Here is an 18,931-nt window from a genome sequence, read left to right as displayed (position 1 = left end):
TCGCCCCTCCTTTTCGTTAGCGATAACGTAAGTCCATGACACCGCGATAGACAGATAACGCACGATGATATAGATAGGATCTACCTTGTAGCCACCTCTGCTCACGATAAGATAACAGACGATGTCCGTCGTAACGTGCCATCAACTCATCCCGCACATCGGGTGCGGCCGAGCGATAGATGGCTCGAAAGACTGTCTTTTGCTTGGAAGGTGACTCGAGTCGCTGTAGCAACTGTTCGAAGAAGCGCCGTGACTCAATTGGGGCCACATCCGAAATCCGTTTCGTCTGCTGTTTCGGATGAACGCGCGATTTGACATAAGGGTTTGTCGTCACGAGGAATTCGTATCCGGCAAGCGCCATATCGACCCAAAGCACCCAGTCCTGGATATACCGATAGTTCGTCGGGAACATCCCTGCCTCTTCAAACGCCCGTTTCGGAACGAGTAATGCACACCCGCTCAGACACGCTTCTAGCATTAAATAATCAAACATCTCATCACTCGTGTAATGGCCTTTCGTCCGCTTCCGAAGTCGCTGGATCGGTCGCCCGACTTCATCGATCAAATCGGTCCCACAGGATAGGATCGTCTTCTGTGTGGAATCCATTCGGTCGAGGAGTTTGATTTGATGTGCGATTTTCTCAGGCGTATATAAATCATCATGACTGAGCCACGAGAACCATTCTCCTCGCATCTTCTCAATCCCAAGGTTCAAGGCGGTCGATACACCACCGTTCTCCTTCTCAAAATAGCGAATGCGATCACCGAACTGTTTGGCGATGGCTGCCGTCGCCCCACCATCCGTCGACCCATCGTTCACGACGATCACTTCAATCGGTTCGTACGTTTGAGCGAGCGCACTCTCGATTGTCTCGTTCAAATAGTCCGCTCCATTGTAGACGGGGATGACGATGGAGACGAGTGGCTGTGCCATAGTGAATCCCTTCCTTTCTGATTGATTAATTCCTGATAGACGTCCAAGTAGTCTGCGACACAATCTTCCATCCGAAACGCTTGATGGGCATGGGTGACACACGCTTCTGTGTATGCCCCTTTCCCCTCTCGTTTGATTCGCTCGATCGCATCGACGAGAAGGGCCGGATGACTGCCGGATACGACAGAACCGCACGAGGTCGGGACAAGCTCTGGATTTGCTGTCCCATCTAAGACGATTGCTGGCGTACCACACGCCATCGCTTCTGCCGTCACTTTCCCGAACGACTCTTCTTCAGATAAGTTCAAAAAGACATCGGCGAGCGCATAGTATTCTGCGAGCTCTTCCGGACGGTTCGTTGACGGGATGTGGATGATCGATTTCGGTAATACAATGTCCGGCATCGCACCGACGAGTAGGATAGTGACGTCCGGTAACCGTTCTGCTAAATCCATCCACTTCGATAATCCTTTCGAGTCATCCCAAGAGCTCGCTACCCCGAGGAGCACAAAGCGATTCGTCAGTCCGAGTCTACGGCGCAACAACGCTGTATCCCGTGGACGGAAAATATCCGTGTCAATCCAGTTGTAGATTCGACGGATGATCGAAGATTGCCCGAGAAATGAAAACCGGGCCTCTGTCGTGATCCAATCCGACACCCCGATGACAGCGAGCCGTGGAATCGCTTGGAACCACATTTTCTTGTCTTTCCACATCCGCGCGGTCCGGTCGAGACCCCAACTCGGATTATCGAGGGCGAGTCGTGGACAGTTTCCGCACCCAGATTGCCAGCGGTCACATCCAGAACTCGTGTAATGCGTACATTTACCGGTATAAAACCAACAGTCATGTAACGTCAGGACGGTCGGCGTGTCGGTTTCAGCTAACCACGTCAACAGCGTCTCCAAATGCATATAGTTGGAGTGGAGGTTATGCAGATGGACGACGTCTGGTGGATTGGCTTCTAATCGACGGATCAGCTCTTCCGTCGCTCCTTTCGAGGCATACCCTTGCTTTCCGGTAAGTCTCGACAAGAAAGCATGACGCTTTTGATCGAACGGCGAGCCGATCCGAATGCCCGTCTCACTGTCCGGTCCTGTCGCATAGGCAACGATACTCTCATGACCAAACTGGTTGGCGATGGTCGAGAGCTCTTTACAAATTCGCCCCGTGCTCTTTTCTTCATTGATCGCGTTAATGTGTAAGATGCGCATCGTCCTTCGCCTCCTCTCCTGGCTCAATCGTATTTGTAGTGATAATGGCGTTCTTTTCCTTTGTCTCGCTTATTCATGACAAGACCGAGTATGTTCGCACCAGACAGTTCAAGCTGCTCTTTCGCTTTCAACACATAGTCTCGGTTCGAGTTGTCGCAACCGATGACAAGGATTGTACCGTCCGCCTCACTCGCGACAATCCGACTGTCCGCGACCTGCATGATGGGTGGCGCGTCTAAGATGATCATGTCATACGATTGCTTGATTTCTTCAAGCACCCGTTTCATCATCGGAGAAGCGAGTAATTCCGAAGGGTTCGGAGGAATCGGTCCGGCCGGAAGCATATGCAGCTTAGGCACTTGGGTAGCCTGGATGGATCGCTCGAGTGTCGTCCGTTTGGCGAGCACAGTCGAAAGGCCCAGTTGCCCTGGAAGTTGGAAAGTGAAATGAGCTGTCGGTTTTCGCATATCGCAATCGACGAGTAAGACACGTTTTCCAAGCTGTGCATACACGATGGCCAGATTGGAAGCCGTCGTCGATTTCCCCTCTCCTGGTGATGCGGAGGTGACCACAATCGTTTGTAAGTCAGCTCCAAGCGAGGTGAATTGTAAGTTCGTCCGAATCGTCCGATATTGTTCCGCAATGGGAGACTGCGGATTCACGAGCGTGATCAAGCTGCGTTTCGCTTCACGAACTTTGTCTTGTGTCTTTGGTAGGTGGAACATTTGTCTCGTCTCCTTTCGCCACTGGATTGACATCTTTTACAGGTTCCTGTTTTGACCGCTTCGCGGCCATGTCTCGCTTTTCAATCACTGGAATGTTTCCGATGACCGGTAACGCCAATAGTTTCTCTGCTTCTTTCTCATCACGGATCCGTTTGTCGAACGTGTAACGGATGAGGGCGAGCACACTTCCGATGACAAACCCGACAATCAAGCCGATGCCTGTATACATGACGGTACTCGGTGCAACGGGATCACTCGGCACGTCAGCAACCGACAAGATCCGGACGTTATCGATATTCATGAGATCCGGGATTTCATCGGCGAATACTTCCGTGATGACGTTCGCGATATTTGCGGCGACGAACGGGTCGCTATACTCGACGACGATATTGATGACTTGAGATTCTTCTTCACTCTCGACCAACAGGACTTCGCTAATATCATCCGGCGCGTTCGCCACTTGCTCCTGTACCTCGTTTAAGATGGCAGGGCTCCGCATGATGACACGATACGTATTAATCAACGAGAGCGATGACGAGACCTGGGTACTGTCGACAACGTTTGAGCCGGCTTCTTGCTTCGGTACGATCAGCACTTGGGTCGATGCTTCATACGTCGGCTCGACCACATATTGACTGAGATAATAGGCCGCTCCTCCGACGATCATGACCGTTAAAAGAATCAACAGTTTACTCTTTTTGAAGACAGCGAGTAAATCCGATAGGAGCATCGTCTGACTATTCACGGGTGAACCCTCCTTCAACTATTCAGCTGCATTTCCTAGTGTCTAGAATCTTGGTGTGCTTACTACTTACCCCCGCTCTTCTGACAAATCAAAAGAAATGATGACCATCTTTTTATAAACTATCAGGAAGGACGTCGATTCCTGAACGTATCGTAAATCTGCTTCATCTCCTCATGGGAACGCTCGACATCAAACGCCTTGGCTGATTGTGAATTATGCAACCCCATCTGATGGGATAGCTCGAAATCCAGTCGCATCGTTCGAATGGCGCGTGCGAATCCTTGAATATCATTCGGGGCACACTTGAAACCCGTCACCCCGTCGACCGAGTAGTCGTTAATCCCATGCACGTTCGAGGTGATGATCGGTAACCCTGCCGCCATCGCTTCAAGCGCCGCCATCCCGAGCCCTTCTCGTTTAGACGGGAAGACGAAACAGTCTGCCGCTTTCATCACTTCAAACACATCATCCCGAAAACCGAGGAGCTGTACTTGATTCGTGAGGTTCGTCTCTCGAATGACTCGTTCTAATTGAGGTCTCGCGTCCCCCGTCCCGGCAATCCAGTAACGGATGCTCGGTTCACCGAGTTCGGCAATCGCTCGAATGATGGTCTCGTGGTTTTTGTTCTCGTTCAGTTCTCCGACGGACAGTAAAACGAAATCGGTATCGGTGTCCACCCCGAGCGACTGACGTTTCAACGGGCGATTGATGCGAACTTGTTCGATTCGTTTCGTGTCGACCCCGATCCCTGGAATGCGGAACGTGTGCGTCGTTTTAAATGTCTGCGCTCTCGAAAAGTCTTCCTGATTGATTGTCACGATGGTATCGGTCAATCGGGCAAGTGTCCGTTCGACGGGATAATAGAGCATCCAGTTGAGAGAAGGACTGCCTTTGAAGAAGTGGAACCCGTGAGCCGTATACATGCAGGGCGTGTCTGTCTGTCTTGCGACGAGACGCCCGATGACGCCGCCAATCGGAGAGTGACAATGAATGAACGCATACGAATATGTCGTCATGACGCGTTTCAATTGTTGGAATGCCCGGACATGCCCGTTCATCTTTTTGATGTCTCGCTCGAAGTCAATTTGAAAGAGGGTGACCCCTTCCTCCCGTAAACTTTGTTTGACGCGTTCGACCTTTTCTTCGCTATACATACTTCCCCACTCAAAATTCGTGGCGACGTGCACCTCGTATCCCATGTTTTGAAGGGTCCGGATGTTATCACGGTTGAAACTTTCAATCATCGATACGACCGATGCGACCATGAGGACTCGTTTCATGTTCGCTGCCCCCTCACACGCGTTTCCGCAAGTAGTTCACACTGCGGAGCATCAAGACGAGTGGCACGGTCCGTTCGTGTTTACATAATTGGAAGAACGTCCGCCATTTCAAATCGAAGTAACGCATATCCATCTGGGAATACGCCTCTTTGTATTCTTTTTGTTGGAGCACTTGTCGCAACACCTCTGCTTGTGCGAACAGCGGTTTGTTGGAACTCAATTCGTTTAACCCAATCCCGATCATGCTGAGTGCGATCCGGTTATAGAGGGCACGTGTATAATCTTCTCCGAGATCATGTTCTTCAATGTACGTCATGAGCATATGGAAGAATTCAAGTCGTGAGTTCACGAGATTACGTTGATAAACACTCGTCTCAGACTGTCCGTTCGTCTTACGGTAGTGATAGATTGGATAATCGATGTAAATAAAGCGTTGGCAATGTTCGAGTGCCTGAATTTGAAAATAGAGGTCGACAAATGAACCGTACGGACTACGAAACGAGAGATGACGAATCAAATCACGATGGTACAAGGTGATACAATTCGAATTCAGCGCATCGACCGTCTCCGGATGTGCCAGTTCTTCCCCGACGAGTCCGAATAAACGACGATGAACGAAACGTCTCGTCTCTTCGGCGTTGTACGATAAAAAATCCGCATCAAAGATGCGCTTCGGTAAAGACCGCTCTTCATACTCACGGACGTACGTGCCCATGACGGCATCGGCACGTTCCGCTTCTGCATGTTTGACGAGAAGCCGAATCGCATCAAGATCTAACCAATCATCGCTATCGATGAACATCATGTATTCACCGGTCGCCATTTGAAGACCCCGGTCGCGGCAGAATGAACAACCACGATTCGTCTGGTCAATCAGAATGACGCGTGGGTCGTCATCAAATTCCAGCATGATGTCGAGACTTTGATCCGTACTGCCATCATTGATACAAATGATTTCAAGGTGAGGGTACGTCTGATTGACGAGGCTGTTTAAGCATTGACGTAAAAAAGTGCTCGTGTTGTAAATAGGCACGATGATACTGACGAGCGTGTCAGGACGTTGCATGTGCGTTCACTCCTTCTTCGGTGCAGAGTCATGGTGTCGGTGAGTTGCTATATCTCGTTGTTCCCATTCGATTTTTTGAATAAATACGAATTGAAATGAGTAGCGAATAATTTTTTAGTGAATTATCATAAGGGCCTCTTTTGAAGCGGCACAACAAAAAACAGACCGAAAGTTTCGGTCTGTCCGTCGTCACATGGTAGATGGTTGTTCATTCTGTAGATTCGCGAGCACGTTTTGGAAGAGTCGGTTGTTTACCTGATCCGATACGTAGGAGTTGTGTGGCGTGAGACTCACCCACGCAAACTCATACAACGGATGACTCGGTTGAATCGGCTCCGTTTCGAACACGTCGAGCGCGACGCCGAAGAATTTTCCTTCTTGGAGCGTCTCGACGAGTGCCTCCTCGTCGATAATCGCCCCGCGCGCTACATTGATGAGGATCGCATCCTCTTTCATCGCCGCAAGCGCATCCCGATCGATGAGATGATACGTCTCGTCCTTGAGCGGTAACGCCAAAATGACGACATCACTCTCTTTCAACACGTCATGGAGTTCGTCCAACAACACGTAGCGATCGACAAACGGTACGTCTTTTTCACGGTGCCCGACACCAATCAGATGCATATCAAATGCGCGCAGTCGTTTGGCGATTGCCTCACTGACGTTGCCGACCCCAAGTAACGTAACCGTCTTGCCCGTCAGTTCAAGCAGTCGCCGTTCTTTTTCCCATTGTCGGTTTTGTTGCTTCTCCCGAAATGCAGCCCCATGCTTCATAAAGTCGAGCAATTGCCAGACGACCCATTCCGCCATCGGCACGGCATATGTATCGCCGGCGTTATAGACGCGGATGTCTCTTTCTTTTAAGGCTTGAACAGGTAAACGGTCAAGACCGGCACTCACTGCTTGAACGACCTTCAATCGTGGAAAATCTTCAAGCGCCCGATTAGCAAACACGTTTTGGCAGACGAGCACCTCCACTTCAGATACATCTCGTTCTTGAATGTCTGACTCTTTTTCAAGAACGGTGACGTTGTGGCCTAACTGTTCAAGTCGTCCTTGTTGGTCGAGGGATAGACGCATCCCTGTCACCCATACGTTCATGACAACATTCCTTTCTGTTGTTGTATTTCTAATGTGATGGCTTGAACCTCGTCGACGAGCCGTAGACGATTTTGTTCAAGCCATTCTACAGGCATCGTTTCGAGTTGTTGCTCATATGCCCTAATTCTCCATACCCCTTCTTGGAACGATTGAGCCTGCTGTGACGACACTTTTGTCGCATTTCCGATATGACAGAAACTCCGAGACAAAATGACACACGACGAACCGAGGCGGACATGTTCCGGAATGATTCGCTCGGCAGGCACTCGCCCCTCCCCAATCCGGGCAATCCCACCGAAGCCATACGGAATACCAGCTTCACGGATTTGCGTGACAATTGTTTCGACGAGTCCATTCGTGAGCGGTTCAAATAGAAATGCTTGACCATAACTCAAATGAAGATCGTTCAGTCCGATATGAATCGAATCGATTCCTTGTAAACGTAATACGTCCGGCATGCACGCGACCGCTTCTCTCGTCTCACAAAGAAGAGAAACTTTGACACGCCCCTCGACCATGTCGATAAATGTCGCCACTTCAGCTACCGTTTTATAATATGGCAACATCAACATGTCCGCACCACGAAAAATCGCTTCGTTTATTTCGAAACGTGACCCTGCATGAATCGGATTGATGCGGACGAGCAGCGCGGCATGTTTCAAGACGGAACGGATGCGACTGACATCGTGCATCGAATGTCTTGAAATGACCGTGTCGAGATGTCCCTGTCGTTCCTCTTTCCCGTTCAATTCTAAATCCACAAAGATGAGATCGACTCCGTTTTGTTCAGCTAACTGTGCAACTTCTGGTTGATTCGTAATATACATGAACGCCAAAGACATCGTCCTAACCCCCTTTAACAAATTCACTACCATTTGAAATTAGCCATCGCCATAAACAATGAAACAGAAAAGAATAGCATCTTTTTGAAACGACATACGTCTTCCAAGGTGGCATTCTGAAACCATACTCGCAAATTCTTTTCCGTTTTGTTTGAAATCAAGAGATTCGGCAATAGTGTCATTACAGACAAATCATTTCGACATTTTTCGGCAAAAGGGGTGACTTCCAAAATGGATTGGATTGTGATTTTTGGTGCAGGTGGTCACGCGCAAGTATTGATTGATATATTGGAACTGACAGGAATGTATCGAATTGCAGGCATTTATGACGATAGTCCACATTTAGTAGGGAAAATGATTTATGGATATCCAATCCTCGGGGTCATCGGTTCAAACACGGCTATCCGAAAAGGAATCATCGGAATTGGAGACAATGATCAACGCGCACTGATTGCAAATCGAATACGAGAACAAATGCCAGACTTTGAATTCATCTCTGCCGTTCACCCTAGCGCCATCATCGGCAAAAACGTAACCATTGGTCCAGGTGTCGCCGTGATGGCAGGAAGTGTCGTCAACCCGAACACGCGACTCGAGGCACACAGCGTCGTCAACACGATGTCTTCTGTCGACCATGATTGTCACCTCGCTCCATTTTCATCCGTTTCACCTGGTGCTCATCTTGGTGGCAATGTTCGTCTTGGCGAACGTTCTTTCATCGGGATGGGCGCGACAGTCATCCATAATATTCACATCGGGTCCGATACCGTTGTCGGTGCCGGCGCAACCGTTGTTTCGAGTCTACCGAGCCAAGTCATCGCGTTCGGTACACCGGCAAAAGTCACAAGGAAGCGTGACATCCAAGAAAAATATTTATAGGTAAAAAGCTCCAACCGTTATCCATCAATCGGTTGGAACTTTTTACTATTCACATATATCTTTTGTCGCATTATGTCGCATCCTTTATGAAACATAAATTTTTCGACTAAAAACGACAAAATAAAAGGGGAAGTCGTTTGAATTTAGGTAAATCGAAATGACCTTATATTATAATATTTCATACATATTTTTATTTTTACTATAAAATTTTTTTGCGAAGGAGATCGCCGATGAATATTCTCATTACAGGAGGCTATGGTTTTTTAGGCAGTTCGATTGCCGAGCGGTTCTTCAAAGAAGGGCATCGTATACATATTCTCGACAATCTAATATCCGGCTCAAAAGATACAATCGACTTCAAGCATCGCCACTTATCGGCAGACGTGGCCGACCGTAAGTGTGAGACATTTTTCAAAACATATGCGTTTGATGTCGTCATCCATTGTGCGAACAGTTCAACCGAAGAGTACTCACACCCAACGACAGATGGTTTATTCAACCTGTTGTCTTTATCTGAAAAATATGGAGTCAAACAGTTTGTCTCCTTTTCATCAAGTGATGGATTTGAATTCGATGTCGATACAGATATACCTGAGACAGCCTCTCCCGTTCTACGCTCGCCTTCTGCATTAAATGAGCGACACGGCGAGGAATACTGCCTGCACTGGGGCACTCACTCTACACTCTCTACATTAGTTTTCCGTTTGTCGTCCGTGTATGGACCGAAGCAACACGTCAGTCACAAGAGTCGATGGATCCACGACCTCGTGTCGACGACCGATCCGGAACATCTCCGACCTCCTTTGTCGCATGACAGTCAAACTGATTTCATCTTTATCGGAGATGTGGTGGAAGCCGTATATCGAGGCGTCATCAGTGAGTTATCCGGACTGTATCATCTATCTTCGGGTGAATCGACTTCGATTGAATCAGTCTGCGCGCATCTAGGAATCCAACCACCACTTGGGAATCAACATGTACCGAAACACCAGCCCATCCTCGACAACCGTAAATTGAAGACAGATTTGGACTGGGTGCCTCGATTCGGTTTGGAAGAAGGGCTGCACGTAACGAAAAGTTATTATGCACAACAATCGTCATCCTCATCGCCTCATCCGATCCCAAAAGAACGTCGATTTAAGAATATACTCAGCCACCCGGTTCTACGAACGCTAGAGAACCTCACCTTGTTCTTCCTGTTCTTCATCGGCTCTCTTTTACTGACACCGATTGTGGATACGCAGGACTATTGGTTCATTTATGTCCTCTTAGCAGCACTGTTGTTCGGTAAGTCCCAATCACTCATCGCTTCCCTGCTTGCTGTCGGGGTTCATCTCTACGAGAGTGCCTCGATTGGTCGAAACGTCTTGTCTCTCTTTGTCGACAACTCGATTTTGGCCACATTTACGATGTACTTATTGATTGGACTTGTCGTCAGCTATGTGATGGAACGTCGAAACATTGAAATTCAATTTTTAAAAGATGAGTTGGCCGCAACGACCGAGCGGCATACATTCTTGAGCGAAATCTATGAAGAAACGCTCACCATCAAAAATCAGTTACAGCAACAGATTCTTCACTCAGAAGAGAGTATCGGAAGTGTGTACGAGGCGACGCGCGCTCTCGACAGTTTGGAACCGGAAGGGCTGTTCGTCGGATCGATTTCTGTTTTGGAGAAAACGTTGAAAGCGAAACATTTTGCGATTTACATGGTCAATCAGTCATCTTTCGCCCGACTCGCAGCAAAATCGGCTGATTCCACTTTCGCACCACGTAACTCGTTAGAAATCGTAGAACAGACGGTGATTCATGAAGTGGTCACTTCTTCCGATATTGTTTTCAATACATCGCTAACACCTGGTGAGCCTTTATTTGGTGCCCCGCTCATTCGTCAAGGAGAAGTAGTGGCCGTTGTCCTATGTTACGAAGTACCATTCCAGAATTTGACCTTGTCTTACCGCAATTTGATTGATGTCATGATTCGTCTCATCAACTCTTCACTCGATCGCTCGCTCGGGTACATTCATGCGATTCAATCTGATCGCTACGTCGGCAACACGAACGCATTGAAACAAGAGTACTTTGAGCGCATCCTCACTCAAAAAGAACAGGCACAACAGGAATTAAATATCCCGTATACCCTCCTGCTCATCGCAGAAGATAACAGTGAATCCGTCATTCAGAGCACGGATACGACGCTACGGACGACCGACTATTTAGGTTTCCGAACGGATGATCAATTGTATGCCATCCTGTCGAACGCGACGAAAGAAGAGTCGCAAATCGTTATCGAACGTCTCGCACGTAAGGCGATTCGTGCCGAAGTCGTGGAGGACGTCACCTATGTGGATTAACCTTTTGCTGGTTCATTATGGCGTGTCTTTACTCGTCTTGCTTCTTTTGTTCGTGAAGCGACGCGAAGACGTCATGCCAAGCTTCTTCTTGTTGTTGGCGCTCCCCTTTTTCAGTTGGGGGATCCTCTATTATTTGCAACGCTCGAAGCATAGAGATGCCGAACTGCCAGATTGGTTACTTCGAAAAGAGACGTATGACGATGTGTCGCTTCAACGACCGGACTTGATGAACGAAACGAATATGATTTCCCTACAGGATGCGCTCATCCTCAACTCCAACCAAGTGAAGCGGAAGACGCTGATGAACGTATTAAAAAATGACTTTCTTCAGCAAGCCCCGCTTCTCGCAGCAGCGCTCAAGAGTGAGGATAACGAGACGTCGCATTATGCGGCAACCGCGCTGCAACAGGCAAAATCATTGTTATCCAAACAGCTTCGACACGTGGAACGAGAGCTAGCAGAACGCCCGAACGACTTAAGTGTCATGATCGACTACTTGAACATTTTGAAGCAGATGATTGATATGGAATTTTTAGATCGACGCACACAAGTGAAATATACGTACTCTTACTTACATGCGTTAACCACCTTGATTGAACTGGGAGGGATGATCAATCCCGACTACCATGCCGAACGAATCCGGGTGGCGCTTTCTCTAGAAGAGTATGACCAGGCGCTTGCAGCGAGCGAGCTCTTTTTAAGACAGTATCCACGTCGTGAACAAGCCTACTTCGAGGCGATGCACGTTCATTATGTGATGAAGAACGTCAAACAAGTGCATCATATGGTCGATGCGCTTCGTGCATCCGACATTCGTCTCTCTCCAGAGGGACTTCAACAATTACGATTTTGGATATAGGGGATTTTTTATGAAACATACATTTAAGATTCAAAAAGGGATGTATTTAATCGGTGGCTTTATCGCGCTTTTCGGCTTCATCTTCATCCTGATTCGTTCAGATGTTGTCTTAAAGTTCCCACTGTTCTCAGAGAGTAATCCGACATCAATCCAATCACAATCCGTCTCTCGTGCAGATGGGATGCTCGATTCCAATTTAATATTGAGCAGTACGAATGATGAACAGCTTGCGGAGCGTCTCCAGGAACGTTTTCGTTCGATTGGTAAACAAAGCACTCTCATGGACATTGAACAATTGACGTCTTTGACGGATGAGAAGACGGTCATCATCGCGACGGAACATCTCGACCGTTTAAAAGACCGAAACATTCTTCTCGATTACGTCGAAAAGGGCGGGACCGTCTTGTTTGCGACACGCCCGTCGCCGAGTGATCGACTGATGGAGATGTATCGCCAAATCGGCATCATCGAAATCGGATCATTTGTCGAGACGACCGGCATTCGATTGAACTCTCCGTTTTTCGAAGAGGATGCCGCCAAGTCATTCGAGTCAGAACGTCTATTGAACTCGTCACTCGCCTTACGAGTTGACCCAGAGGCCAACTTACTCGCCACGTCTTCACAAGACTTGCCTTTACTGTGGTCAAAAACATACGGGGCAGGCCGATTCATCGTATTCAATGGCACGATGCTCTCCGAATTCAATCAGCAGGCGCTTCTATTTGTCGGTCTCGCCCAAGGGGAACCGGTGCTGCGACCGATCTTGAATGCAGAAGTCACGACGCTTCAAGGTTTCCCATTTTTAGCCTCGAACGAACGCCTTGTCACTAAATCGATGACCGACCGTGACTACTTCCGGAACGTGTTTTGGGCCGACGTACAACGCCTCGGCGCCAAATACGGGTTGAACTATGTCCTCGCCACGACGAGTCCTTCGTTGAATCCGACACCGGCAACCTCTGCATATTCGGAAGACTTAGCCCTTTATGGACGAGAGACACTACGATCCGGCGGAGAAATCGCCGTCTCAGGTTCCTCCTCCGAAGAGATTCGCGCAACGAAAACACAGTTTGATTACGCGTTACCCGGTCTCACCATTAAATCGTCTTATCTGACTGATGGAGAGACAGCTCAAGGCGTGTTTGATGATCATACGACAGAGATTGGGACGGTCAGTTTTCCAATAAAAACGGAAGCGGTCGTACAACTGCCATCGGCCCCGCTCGACTTTTCAGACCCGGACTGGACATCTTGGACGCTTTTCAACGAGCTCGTGACAAGTGGGAGTGTCTCGATGACGCTCTCCCCTCAAAGCATCACGTCACAAACAGAAGGCGAGGCGTTGGTCACAGCCTTTCAATCTGTCTTAGATGAACAACGTCACGATGTCCCGTGGATTCGCTCGATGAAAGCATCGGATGTCGCACGAAACCATCACTTTTTTGAAGGTCACGTGTATGTAAGCCAGTCAGAAAACCTGTATACCTACACGTTGGACGAAGCAGCTGGTGCGACGTACTTTTATCTTCAGTCTTCACGAGAGATTGAAGAGGTAGACCAGTGCGAAGTCGAACGAATCGGTCCTGACTTATATCTCGTCAAAACCGAAGCATTATCCTTCTCAATCCGATTGGAGGCGAAATGATGAAGATTTGCTTGATTTCAGAAGGCGCATATCCTCACGTGACGGGTGGTGTATCGAGCTGGATTCAGTCGCTCATCACCGAGATGCCTGAGCATGAGTTCATCGTTTACTCCATCTCGGCAAAAGAAGTGAAAGGAAGTAAACCGAAATATCCAATTCCTGAAAACTTGGTTGAACTGCATGAGATTCACCTCGGTGATTATGTAGATCAGAAGATTGTCAGCGGAAAACGATACAATCTGACGGACGCGGAACGTCTCGCCTTCCTGTCCCTCATGTCGGAGCGTCAGACGGACTGGGACGTGTTGTTCCAATTCTTCACGAGCGGTCGCATCGATTCGGTCATGAACTTCCTTGGCAGTAAAGATTTCTTCGATATTGTCAGCACGCTTTGCGAGAAGCGGTTCGTCCAAGTACCGTTCACCGATATGTTTTGGGCGCTCCGCTCGATGCTGTTACCGTTGTTCGTCTGTATCGATCACAAAGTACCGGAAGCGGATGTCTATCATAGCGTTTCGACCGGCTATGCGGGCGTACTCGGCGCCCTCGCAAAATATCAATACGGCAAGCCGTTACTCTTAACGGAGCACGGGATTTATACACGGGAACGTGAAGAAGAGATCATCAAAGCCTCCTGGATCAAAGGCTACTTTAAAGATGTATGGATCGATTATTTCTATAGTCTCTCCTACTGCGCTTACGGCTACGCCGATGACGTCAGCACGTTGTTCGAAGGGAACCGAGAGATTCAACTGGAGCTCGGTTGCCCGCCGGAGAAGACGTTCCTCGTCCCGAACGGCATCGATGTGTCTCGCTTCTCACCTGAAAGCCGGACGACACGTCCCGGCGTACACATTGGTGCCATCCTTCGGGTCGTCCCGATCAAAGACGTCAAGACGATGCTCCAAGCGTTCGCCATCGTTCAGGAGAAATTCGCGGAATCCCAGTTTTATCTCATCGGACCGTTGGATGAAGACGAAGAGTATTACGAGGAATGTCTCGAGCTCGTCGACATGCTCGGGCTCCAACATGTTTATTTCACGGGTCCAGCCACCGTCCAAGACTACTTATCCTTTTTAGACATCCTCGTCCTCTCGAGCATCAGTGAGGGACAACCGCTCGTCATCCTCGAAGGGCTCGCCATGGAAATCCCGTTCGTCTCTACCGACGTCGGGGCTTGCCGTGAACTGCTAGAAGGTCCGAACGACCGCTTCGGCAAAGCCGGTAGCGTCGTCCCCGTCATGCATTTTCATCTGTTGGCGCATGAGATCATCAAATTGGTCGAACAGCCTGATGTACGACAGACGTATGGGGAGAATGGACGGGCACGCGTCACGAATCACTACACCTTACCAATGATGATTGACGCATATCGTACTTATTATGAGAAAGGAGAACGTCATGGCCGGAATCGGATTTCAATTGAAACGACTGTATGACAAATCAGGATTTTTCGGGCAGCTCCGTGCGTACGGCTATTCGGCCATCACGGCGGTCGGTCCGATGTTTCTCTCCATTCTGCTGATCACCGCATCGCGTGAATGGTTGCTCTACTTGAACGTCGGCGCGAGTGAAGTGAACATCTATATGGCGGCCGTACAGTACACGTTCATCTTCTCGCAGCTATTGACGGGTGGATTTTTATTTACGATCTCACGGTTCGTGGCGGACCAGACCTTCTTAGAAAAAGAGGAAAACGTTTTGTCCTCGCTATACGGACTCATCAGTCTGATCGTCGTGATTGGTCTGGTCATCTCTGTGTTGTTTTATATGAGGTCTCCTCTCCCGTTCAGCTATAAACTCGTGACGTATCTCTATTTCACACAGCTATCTGTCATCTGGATTTTATCGATGTACGTGTCCGCCTTAAAAGACTATAAAAAAATCGTCACGAGTTATGTCCTCGGGACGTTGGTCGCGGCATTCTTCATTTGGTTGTTGACGTCCCCGCTCGGTCATCCGACGGCGACCTCGGTGTTCATCGGACTAAATCTCGGCTTCTTCGTCATTTTGATCCGATTGTTTCGCGACATCCATCATTATTTCCAAGTGAATAACCGCAACTACTTTTACTTTTTAGTATATCTCGAGAAGTATCCGCTCCTTTTCTTGATCGGAACGGCCTACTACTTCGGTTTGTATGGACATAACCTCGCCACCTGGTTCAGTGACCGAGCGATCATCGTCGGGGAGACATACTTGATGGCGCCGTATTACGACACGCCGGTCTTCTACGCCTACTTGAGCGTCCTTCCCTCGCTCGTCTTGTTCATGGTGACGCTCGAGACGACGTTTTATACGTCTTATAAAAAATATTACGGTCGGATCCTAAACGGGTATCCGTTCCAAGACATCCAGACCGCCAAGCGTGAGATGTTCCGTGTCCTCGGTTCGGAGCTTTTATTCATGGCCCAAGTTCAGATGCTCGTCACGTTCATCTTCTTGTTCCTCGGTGTCCGTCTATTGCCGTTCCTCGGCATGACGCAAAATCAGATCGACATCTTTATCATCGTCGTACTCGGCAGCTGGTTCTTGAGTCTCGTCATCACGATTTTCTTGATTCTACTGTACTTCGACGAGCGTCGCGCCGCCATCCAGCTGACAGGATTCTATGCGGTCACAAGTTTCCTCGTGACGCTCGCCCTCGTCTTGTTGTTTGATTTATACGGCGTCGGCATGTTCCTTTCTGCCATTCTCGCGTTCATGTGGGGAGCACGATTACTCATCCGGAGCTTAAACGATATCGACTATACGACGTTCTGCTCGCAGCCGATCGTCTATCAAGAAGTGACGACAAAAACGGAGATGTTCTTACGGCGCATCGGAAGTCTGTCTTAGAAGGAGTTTATATGTATGAAGCGTTTGCCTTACCCGAGAGTGATGATTGGCCTCATCATTCTCTTCTTCCTCTTGTTGGGAATACAAGCTTTATTAAAAGCACCTGAATCAGGCGCGACATCGACGGAACGTGCAGAGACGACGAACGAGGTCGCCACACTCGAATCAACATTCAAAGAAGATAAGCGTGTCTATGACAAGCATGACGGGAACAAGCTCGAGCATGTGTATGTCACCATTTTCGACCAACGTACCGTTCCTGAGAATGACTTGACGTTATATGACTTGAACGAGTCGTACAAACAGTACAGCAACCTCGAGAGCGGTCCGAAGCTATATGTGCATTTTGAAACTGGAGACGCGAAAGGACCGGACGGCATCCAACTGTTCGATGAGCAGGAAGTGAATGCGACGATTCAACTGCGAGGGCGGTCGAGCCGTCTCGAACCGCAAAAATCTTACAAGATTCGCCTTCAAGACAACGCGGGTCTTTGGTACGGTCAAAGCGTCCTCAACTTGAACAAACATGCCGACGACCGTACACGCGTCCGGAACCGACTCGCGTTCGCGTACTATGAACAGTTAGACGATATCTCTAGTCTACGCACGAACTTTGTGCAGCTACACGTCCGGGATATGACCAACCCCGAGAAAGCCGATACGTTCGAAGATTACGGGCTCTACACCCACGTCGAACAATTGAACGAAGAAGCACTCGCCGCACGCGGGCTCAACCCGGACGGCCATTTGTATAAAGCCGAGAACTTCGAGTTCTTCCGTTATCCCGACAAACTCTTGCCGACCGAAGACCCGAACTATGACAAAAAAGCCTTCGAATCGGTATTGAAGATCAACGGGTCTGACAATCATGACGAACTGTTGACGATGCTCGACGACTTGAACGACTTGTCAAAACCGTTCGATCAAGTGTTCGACAAATACTTTGATGAAGACAACTACCTGACTTGGCTCGGGACGAATATCTTGTTCGGGAACTACGACACGATGTCGACGAACTATTATCTATATAGTCCGCTCAACTCGGAGAAGTGGTATTTCATGCCGTGGGACTTCGACAAGGCACTCGGCCGGGATACGGAACGTACCGACGCCATGCCGAGTTGGCAACAAGGGATTCAGCGCTACTGGGGAACGCTCCTCCATCGTCGTTACTTAAAAGACCCGGAGAACGTCAAGTCGCTCCAAGCGAAGATGACGGAACTTCAAGAGACAATTAATCCGACTAGAACGAAACAGTTGATTGATGGATTTTACCCCGTCGTCTCACCACTCGTGACGAGCGAACCGGATTTACGTTTCATGAAGATCGAGGCGTCTTCTTATGAAGCAAATTATCGGAGATTAGAAGACATCACGGCGAAATATGCGACAGACTTTGAACGGTCGCTCGAAAATCCGATGCCGATTTTCCTACAGTACAGTCGAGATGGAAAACAAGATGTGTTCCGCTGGGATGCGTCGTACGATCTCCAGAACGAGGAACTGACGTATCACTTCGAATTGAGCACCTCGCCCGACTTCGCGACTTTACTCAAAGAAAAAGCGAACATGACGACGTTCTCTTATTCGATGCCGGCGCTCGCGCCAGGTCGCTACTATTGGCGCGTCACCGTCAAGGATGAGTCGGGCAACACGCAAATCCCGTTCGACTACTACCGCGACAATGACCGGAAGCTTCATTGGGGCATCCAACAAATCGTCATACCAGGAGAAGCATCATGAAACGATTCCGACATGAATTAAAATACTTTATCAACGAGCAAGACTATCATACGCTTCGCGAGCGCATCGCCACGATTTTGAAACAAGATGAGCATTCCGTCTCTCGTGACGGCTACTTGATCCGGAGTCTCTACTTCGACAACGTCTACGACCACGACTTGATTCAAAAAAACAGCGGCATCTTCCGCCGGAAAAAGTTCCGCATCCGCACGTATAACTATTCGGATGCCGTCATTCGACTCGAGAAGAAGAGCCGTCAAGGTGAATACATTCTCAAGTCGTCTGTCGCTATCACGCGCGAGGAATACGAACAGATTTTAGATTGGGAGTATGACTTCTTGCTCGAGAAGACCGAACCGCTCTACCATGAGTTTTATTCGTATCTCACGGGTACAATCATGCGCCCTCGTGTCATCGTCGATTACGTACGTGAGGCGTATGTCGGCAGTCTCGGTAACGTCCGGGTCACGTTTGACAAAGAACTCAGTTTCGTCACGAACAGTGTCGACCTGTTCGAACCAAACCCGGTCTCCGAAGAAGTGCTCGATTATCCGAAGACGATTCTCGAAGTGAAATATGACGAGTTTTTACCGGACTATATCCGGCAAGTGTTACAACTTCATACCCATCAACGTTCCGCCATCTCAAAATATGTGCACTGCCGGATGGCGAGCATTCAATATCATGGATTTTAGAAAGTGAGAGC

At 48.8% G+C, this 18,931-nt stretch carries 15 protein-coding genes and 1 pseudogene; 8 read left to right on the top strand and 8 right to left on the bottom strand.

The annotated features are described in order from the left end of the window. Window positions 1–16: 16 nt before the first annotated feature. From ACQKD4_RS02175 to ACQKD4_RS02140, 8 genes and pseudogenes are all read right to left on the bottom strand, one after another. Window positions 17–934 carry a glycosyltransferase family 2 protein gene (locus ACQKD4_RS02175; RefSeq protein WP_427372326.1) on the bottom strand — a complete coding sequence of 306 codons (918 nt, stop codon included), beginning with the start codon at window positions 932–934 and terminating at the stop codon, window positions 17–19. Continuing rightward, on the bottom strand, window positions 877–2,148 hold the full coding sequence (locus ACQKD4_RS02170) for a glycosyltransferase (RefSeq protein ID WP_427372325.1): 1,272 nt from the start codon (window positions 2,146–2,148) through the stop codon (window positions 877–879). Before ACQKD4_RS02170 ends, ACQKD4_RS02175 begins: the two co-directional genes overlap by 58 nt. Window positions 2,149–2,171: 23 nt before the next feature. Next, window positions 2,172–2,873, bottom strand: coding sequence for a CpsD/CapB family tyrosine-protein kinase (locus ACQKD4_RS02165; protein WP_427372324.1), 702 nt, complete (start codon window positions 2,871–2,873; stop codon window positions 2,172–2,174). Between the two features lie 175 nt (window positions 2,874–3,048). Further along, a pseudogene (locus ACQKD4_RS02160) lies at window positions 3,049–3,603 on the bottom strand (YveK family protein); the annotation flags it as partial. A 137-nt stretch (window positions 3,604–3,740) separates the two neighbouring features. Next, complete coding sequence (locus ACQKD4_RS02155; RefSeq protein ID WP_427372323.1) at window positions 3,741–4,898, bottom strand: glycosyltransferase family 4 protein; 1,158 nt, start codon at window positions 4,896–4,898, stop codon at window positions 3,741–3,743. Between the two features lie 13 nt (window positions 4,899–4,911). Continuing rightward, window positions 4,912–5,964: a glycosyltransferase family 2 protein gene (locus ACQKD4_RS02150; protein WP_427372322.1), complete on the bottom strand. Its 1,053-nt coding sequence runs from the start codon at window positions 5,962–5,964 to the stop codon at window positions 4,912–4,914. A gap of 189 nt (window positions 5,965–6,153) precedes the next feature. Beyond that, entirely contained in the window at window positions 6,154–7,065 is a 912-nt protein-coding gene (locus ACQKD4_RS02145) for an NAD(P)-dependent oxidoreductase (RefSeq protein WP_427372321.1), read from the bottom strand. Continuing rightward, the gene (locus ACQKD4_RS02140; RefSeq protein ID WP_427372320.1) at window positions 7,062–7,907 is read right to left on the bottom strand and encodes an aldolase/citrate lyase family protein; all 846 of its coding nucleotides are present in this window, start codon (window positions 7,905–7,907) and stop codon (window positions 7,062–7,064) included. Before ACQKD4_RS02140 ends, ACQKD4_RS02145 begins: the two co-directional genes overlap by 4 nt. Before the next feature lie 231 nt (window positions 7,908–8,138). Here ACQKD4_RS02140 and ACQKD4_RS02135 point away from each other — a divergent pair, with 231 nt between their 5' ends. The 8 genes from ACQKD4_RS02135 (at window position 8,139) to ACQKD4_RS02100 (ending at window position 18,920) form a co-directional block, all read left to right on the top strand. Next, the gene (locus ACQKD4_RS02135; protein WP_427372319.1) at window positions 8,139–8,786 is read left to right on the top strand and encodes an acetyltransferase; all 648 of its coding nucleotides are present in this window, start codon (window positions 8,139–8,141) and stop codon (window positions 8,784–8,786) included. A gap of 230 nt (window positions 8,787–9,016) precedes the next feature. Then, the gene (locus ACQKD4_RS02130) at window positions 9,017–11,140 is read left to right on the top strand and encodes an NAD-dependent epimerase/dehydratase family protein (RefSeq protein WP_427372318.1); all 2,124 of its coding nucleotides are present in this window, start codon (window positions 9,017–9,019) and stop codon (window positions 11,138–11,140) included. After that, window positions 11,130–11,999 (top strand): hypothetical protein, encoded by an 870-nt coding sequence (locus tag ACQKD4_RS02125; RefSeq protein WP_427372317.1) that lies wholly within the window; start codon window positions 11,130–11,132, stop codon window positions 11,997–11,999. The genes ACQKD4_RS02130 and ACQKD4_RS02125 overlap by 11 nt, the downstream gene beginning before the upstream one ends. 10 nt (window positions 12,000–12,009) lie before the next feature. Then, window positions 12,010–13,644 carry a DUF2194 domain-containing protein gene (locus ACQKD4_RS02120; protein WP_427372316.1) on the top strand — a complete coding sequence of 545 codons (1,635 nt, stop codon included), beginning with the start codon at window positions 12,010–12,012 and terminating at the stop codon, window positions 13,642–13,644. Continuing rightward, the gene (gene pelF / locus ACQKD4_RS02115) at window positions 13,644–15,083 is read left to right on the top strand and encodes a GT4 family glycosyltransferase PelF (RefSeq protein WP_427372315.1); all 1,440 of its coding nucleotides are present in this window, start codon (window positions 13,644–13,646) and stop codon (window positions 15,081–15,083) included. The genes ACQKD4_RS02120 and pelF overlap by 1 nt, the downstream gene beginning before the upstream one ends. After that, window positions 15,046–16,482 carry an exopolysaccharide Pel transporter PelG gene (gene pelG / locus ACQKD4_RS02110; RefSeq protein ID WP_427372314.1) on the top strand — a complete coding sequence of 479 codons (1,437 nt, stop codon included), beginning with the start codon at window positions 15,046–15,048 and terminating at the stop codon, window positions 16,480–16,482. Before pelF ends, pelG begins: the two co-directional genes overlap by 38 nt. Before the next feature lie 15 nt (window positions 16,483–16,497). Further along, window positions 16,498–18,225 carry a CotH kinase family protein gene (locus tag ACQKD4_RS02105; protein ID WP_427372313.1) on the top strand — a complete coding sequence of 576 codons (1,728 nt, stop codon included), beginning with the start codon at window positions 16,498–16,500 and terminating at the stop codon, window positions 18,223–18,225. Beyond that, window positions 18,222–18,920, top strand: coding sequence for a polyphosphate polymerase domain-containing protein (locus tag ACQKD4_RS02100; protein WP_214874817.1), 699 nt, complete (start codon window positions 18,222–18,224; stop codon window positions 18,918–18,920). Before ACQKD4_RS02105 ends, ACQKD4_RS02100 begins: the two co-directional genes overlap by 4 nt. Window positions 18,921–18,931: the final 11 nt, after the last annotated feature.

The sequence above is a fragment of the Exiguobacterium sp. NPDC077395 genome, assembly GCF_050269125.1.
GTDB classification, from domain to species: domain Bacteria; phylum Bacillota; class Bacilli; order Exiguobacteriales; family Exiguobacteriaceae; genus Exiguobacterium; species Exiguobacterium aestuarii_A.
The sequence above is the reverse complement of the archived record's forward strand: the minus strand, read 5'-3'. Positions and strand labels throughout refer to the sequence as shown.

Bases quoted from the DNA above. Each gene is read 5' to 3' on its own strand.
- ACQKD4_RS02175 (WP_427372326.1), bottom strand. From the start codon at position 934: ATGGCACAGCCACTCGTCTCCATCGTCATCCCCGTCTACAATGGAGCG.
- ACQKD4_RS02170 (WP_427372325.1), bottom strand. From the start codon at position 2,148: ATGCGCATCTTACACATTAACGCGATCAATGAAGAAAAGAGCACGGGG.
- ACQKD4_RS02165 (WP_427372324.1), bottom strand. From the start codon at position 2,873: ATGTTCCACCTACCAAAGACACAAGACAAAGTTCGTGAAGCGAAACGC.
- ACQKD4_RS02155 (WP_427372323.1), bottom strand. From the start codon at position 4,898: ATGAAACGAGTCCTCATGGTCGCATCGGTCGTATCGATGATTGAAAGT.
- ACQKD4_RS02150 (WP_427372322.1), bottom strand. From the start codon at position 5,964: ATGCAACGTCCTGACACGCTCGTCAGTATCATCGTGCCTATTTACAAC.
- ACQKD4_RS02145 (WP_427372321.1), bottom strand. From the start codon at position 7,065: ATGAACGTATGGGTGACAGGGATGCGTCTATCCCTCGACCAACAAGGA.
- ACQKD4_RS02140 (WP_427372320.1), bottom strand. From the start codon at position 7,907: ATGTCTTTGGCGTTCATGTATATTACGAATCAACCAGAAGTTGCACAG.
- ACQKD4_RS02135 (WP_427372319.1), top strand. From the start codon at position 8,139: ATGGATTGGATTGTGATTTTTGGTGCAGGTGGTCACGCGCAAGTATTG.
- ACQKD4_RS02130 (WP_427372318.1), top strand. From the start codon at position 9,017: ATGAATATTCTCATTACAGGAGGCTATGGTTTTTTAGGCAGTTCGATT.
- ACQKD4_RS02125 (WP_427372317.1), top strand. From the start codon at position 11,130: ATGTGGATTAACCTTTTGCTGGTTCATTATGGCGTGTCTTTACTCGTC.
- ACQKD4_RS02120 (WP_427372316.1), top strand. From the start codon at position 12,010: ATGAAACATACATTTAAGATTCAAAAAGGGATGTATTTAATCGGTGGC.
- pelF (WP_427372315.1), top strand. From the start codon at position 13,644: ATGAAGATTTGCTTGATTTCAGAAGGCGCATATCCTCACGTGACGGGT.
- pelG (WP_427372314.1), top strand. From the start codon at position 15,046: ATGGCCGGAATCGGATTTCAATTGAAACGACTGTATGACAAATCAGGA.
- ACQKD4_RS02105 (WP_427372313.1), top strand. From the start codon at position 16,498: ATGAAGCGTTTGCCTTACCCGAGAGTGATGATTGGCCTCATCATTCTC.
- ACQKD4_RS02100 (WP_214874817.1), top strand. From the start codon at position 18,222: ATGAAACGATTCCGACATGAATTAAAATACTTTATCAACGAGCAAGAC.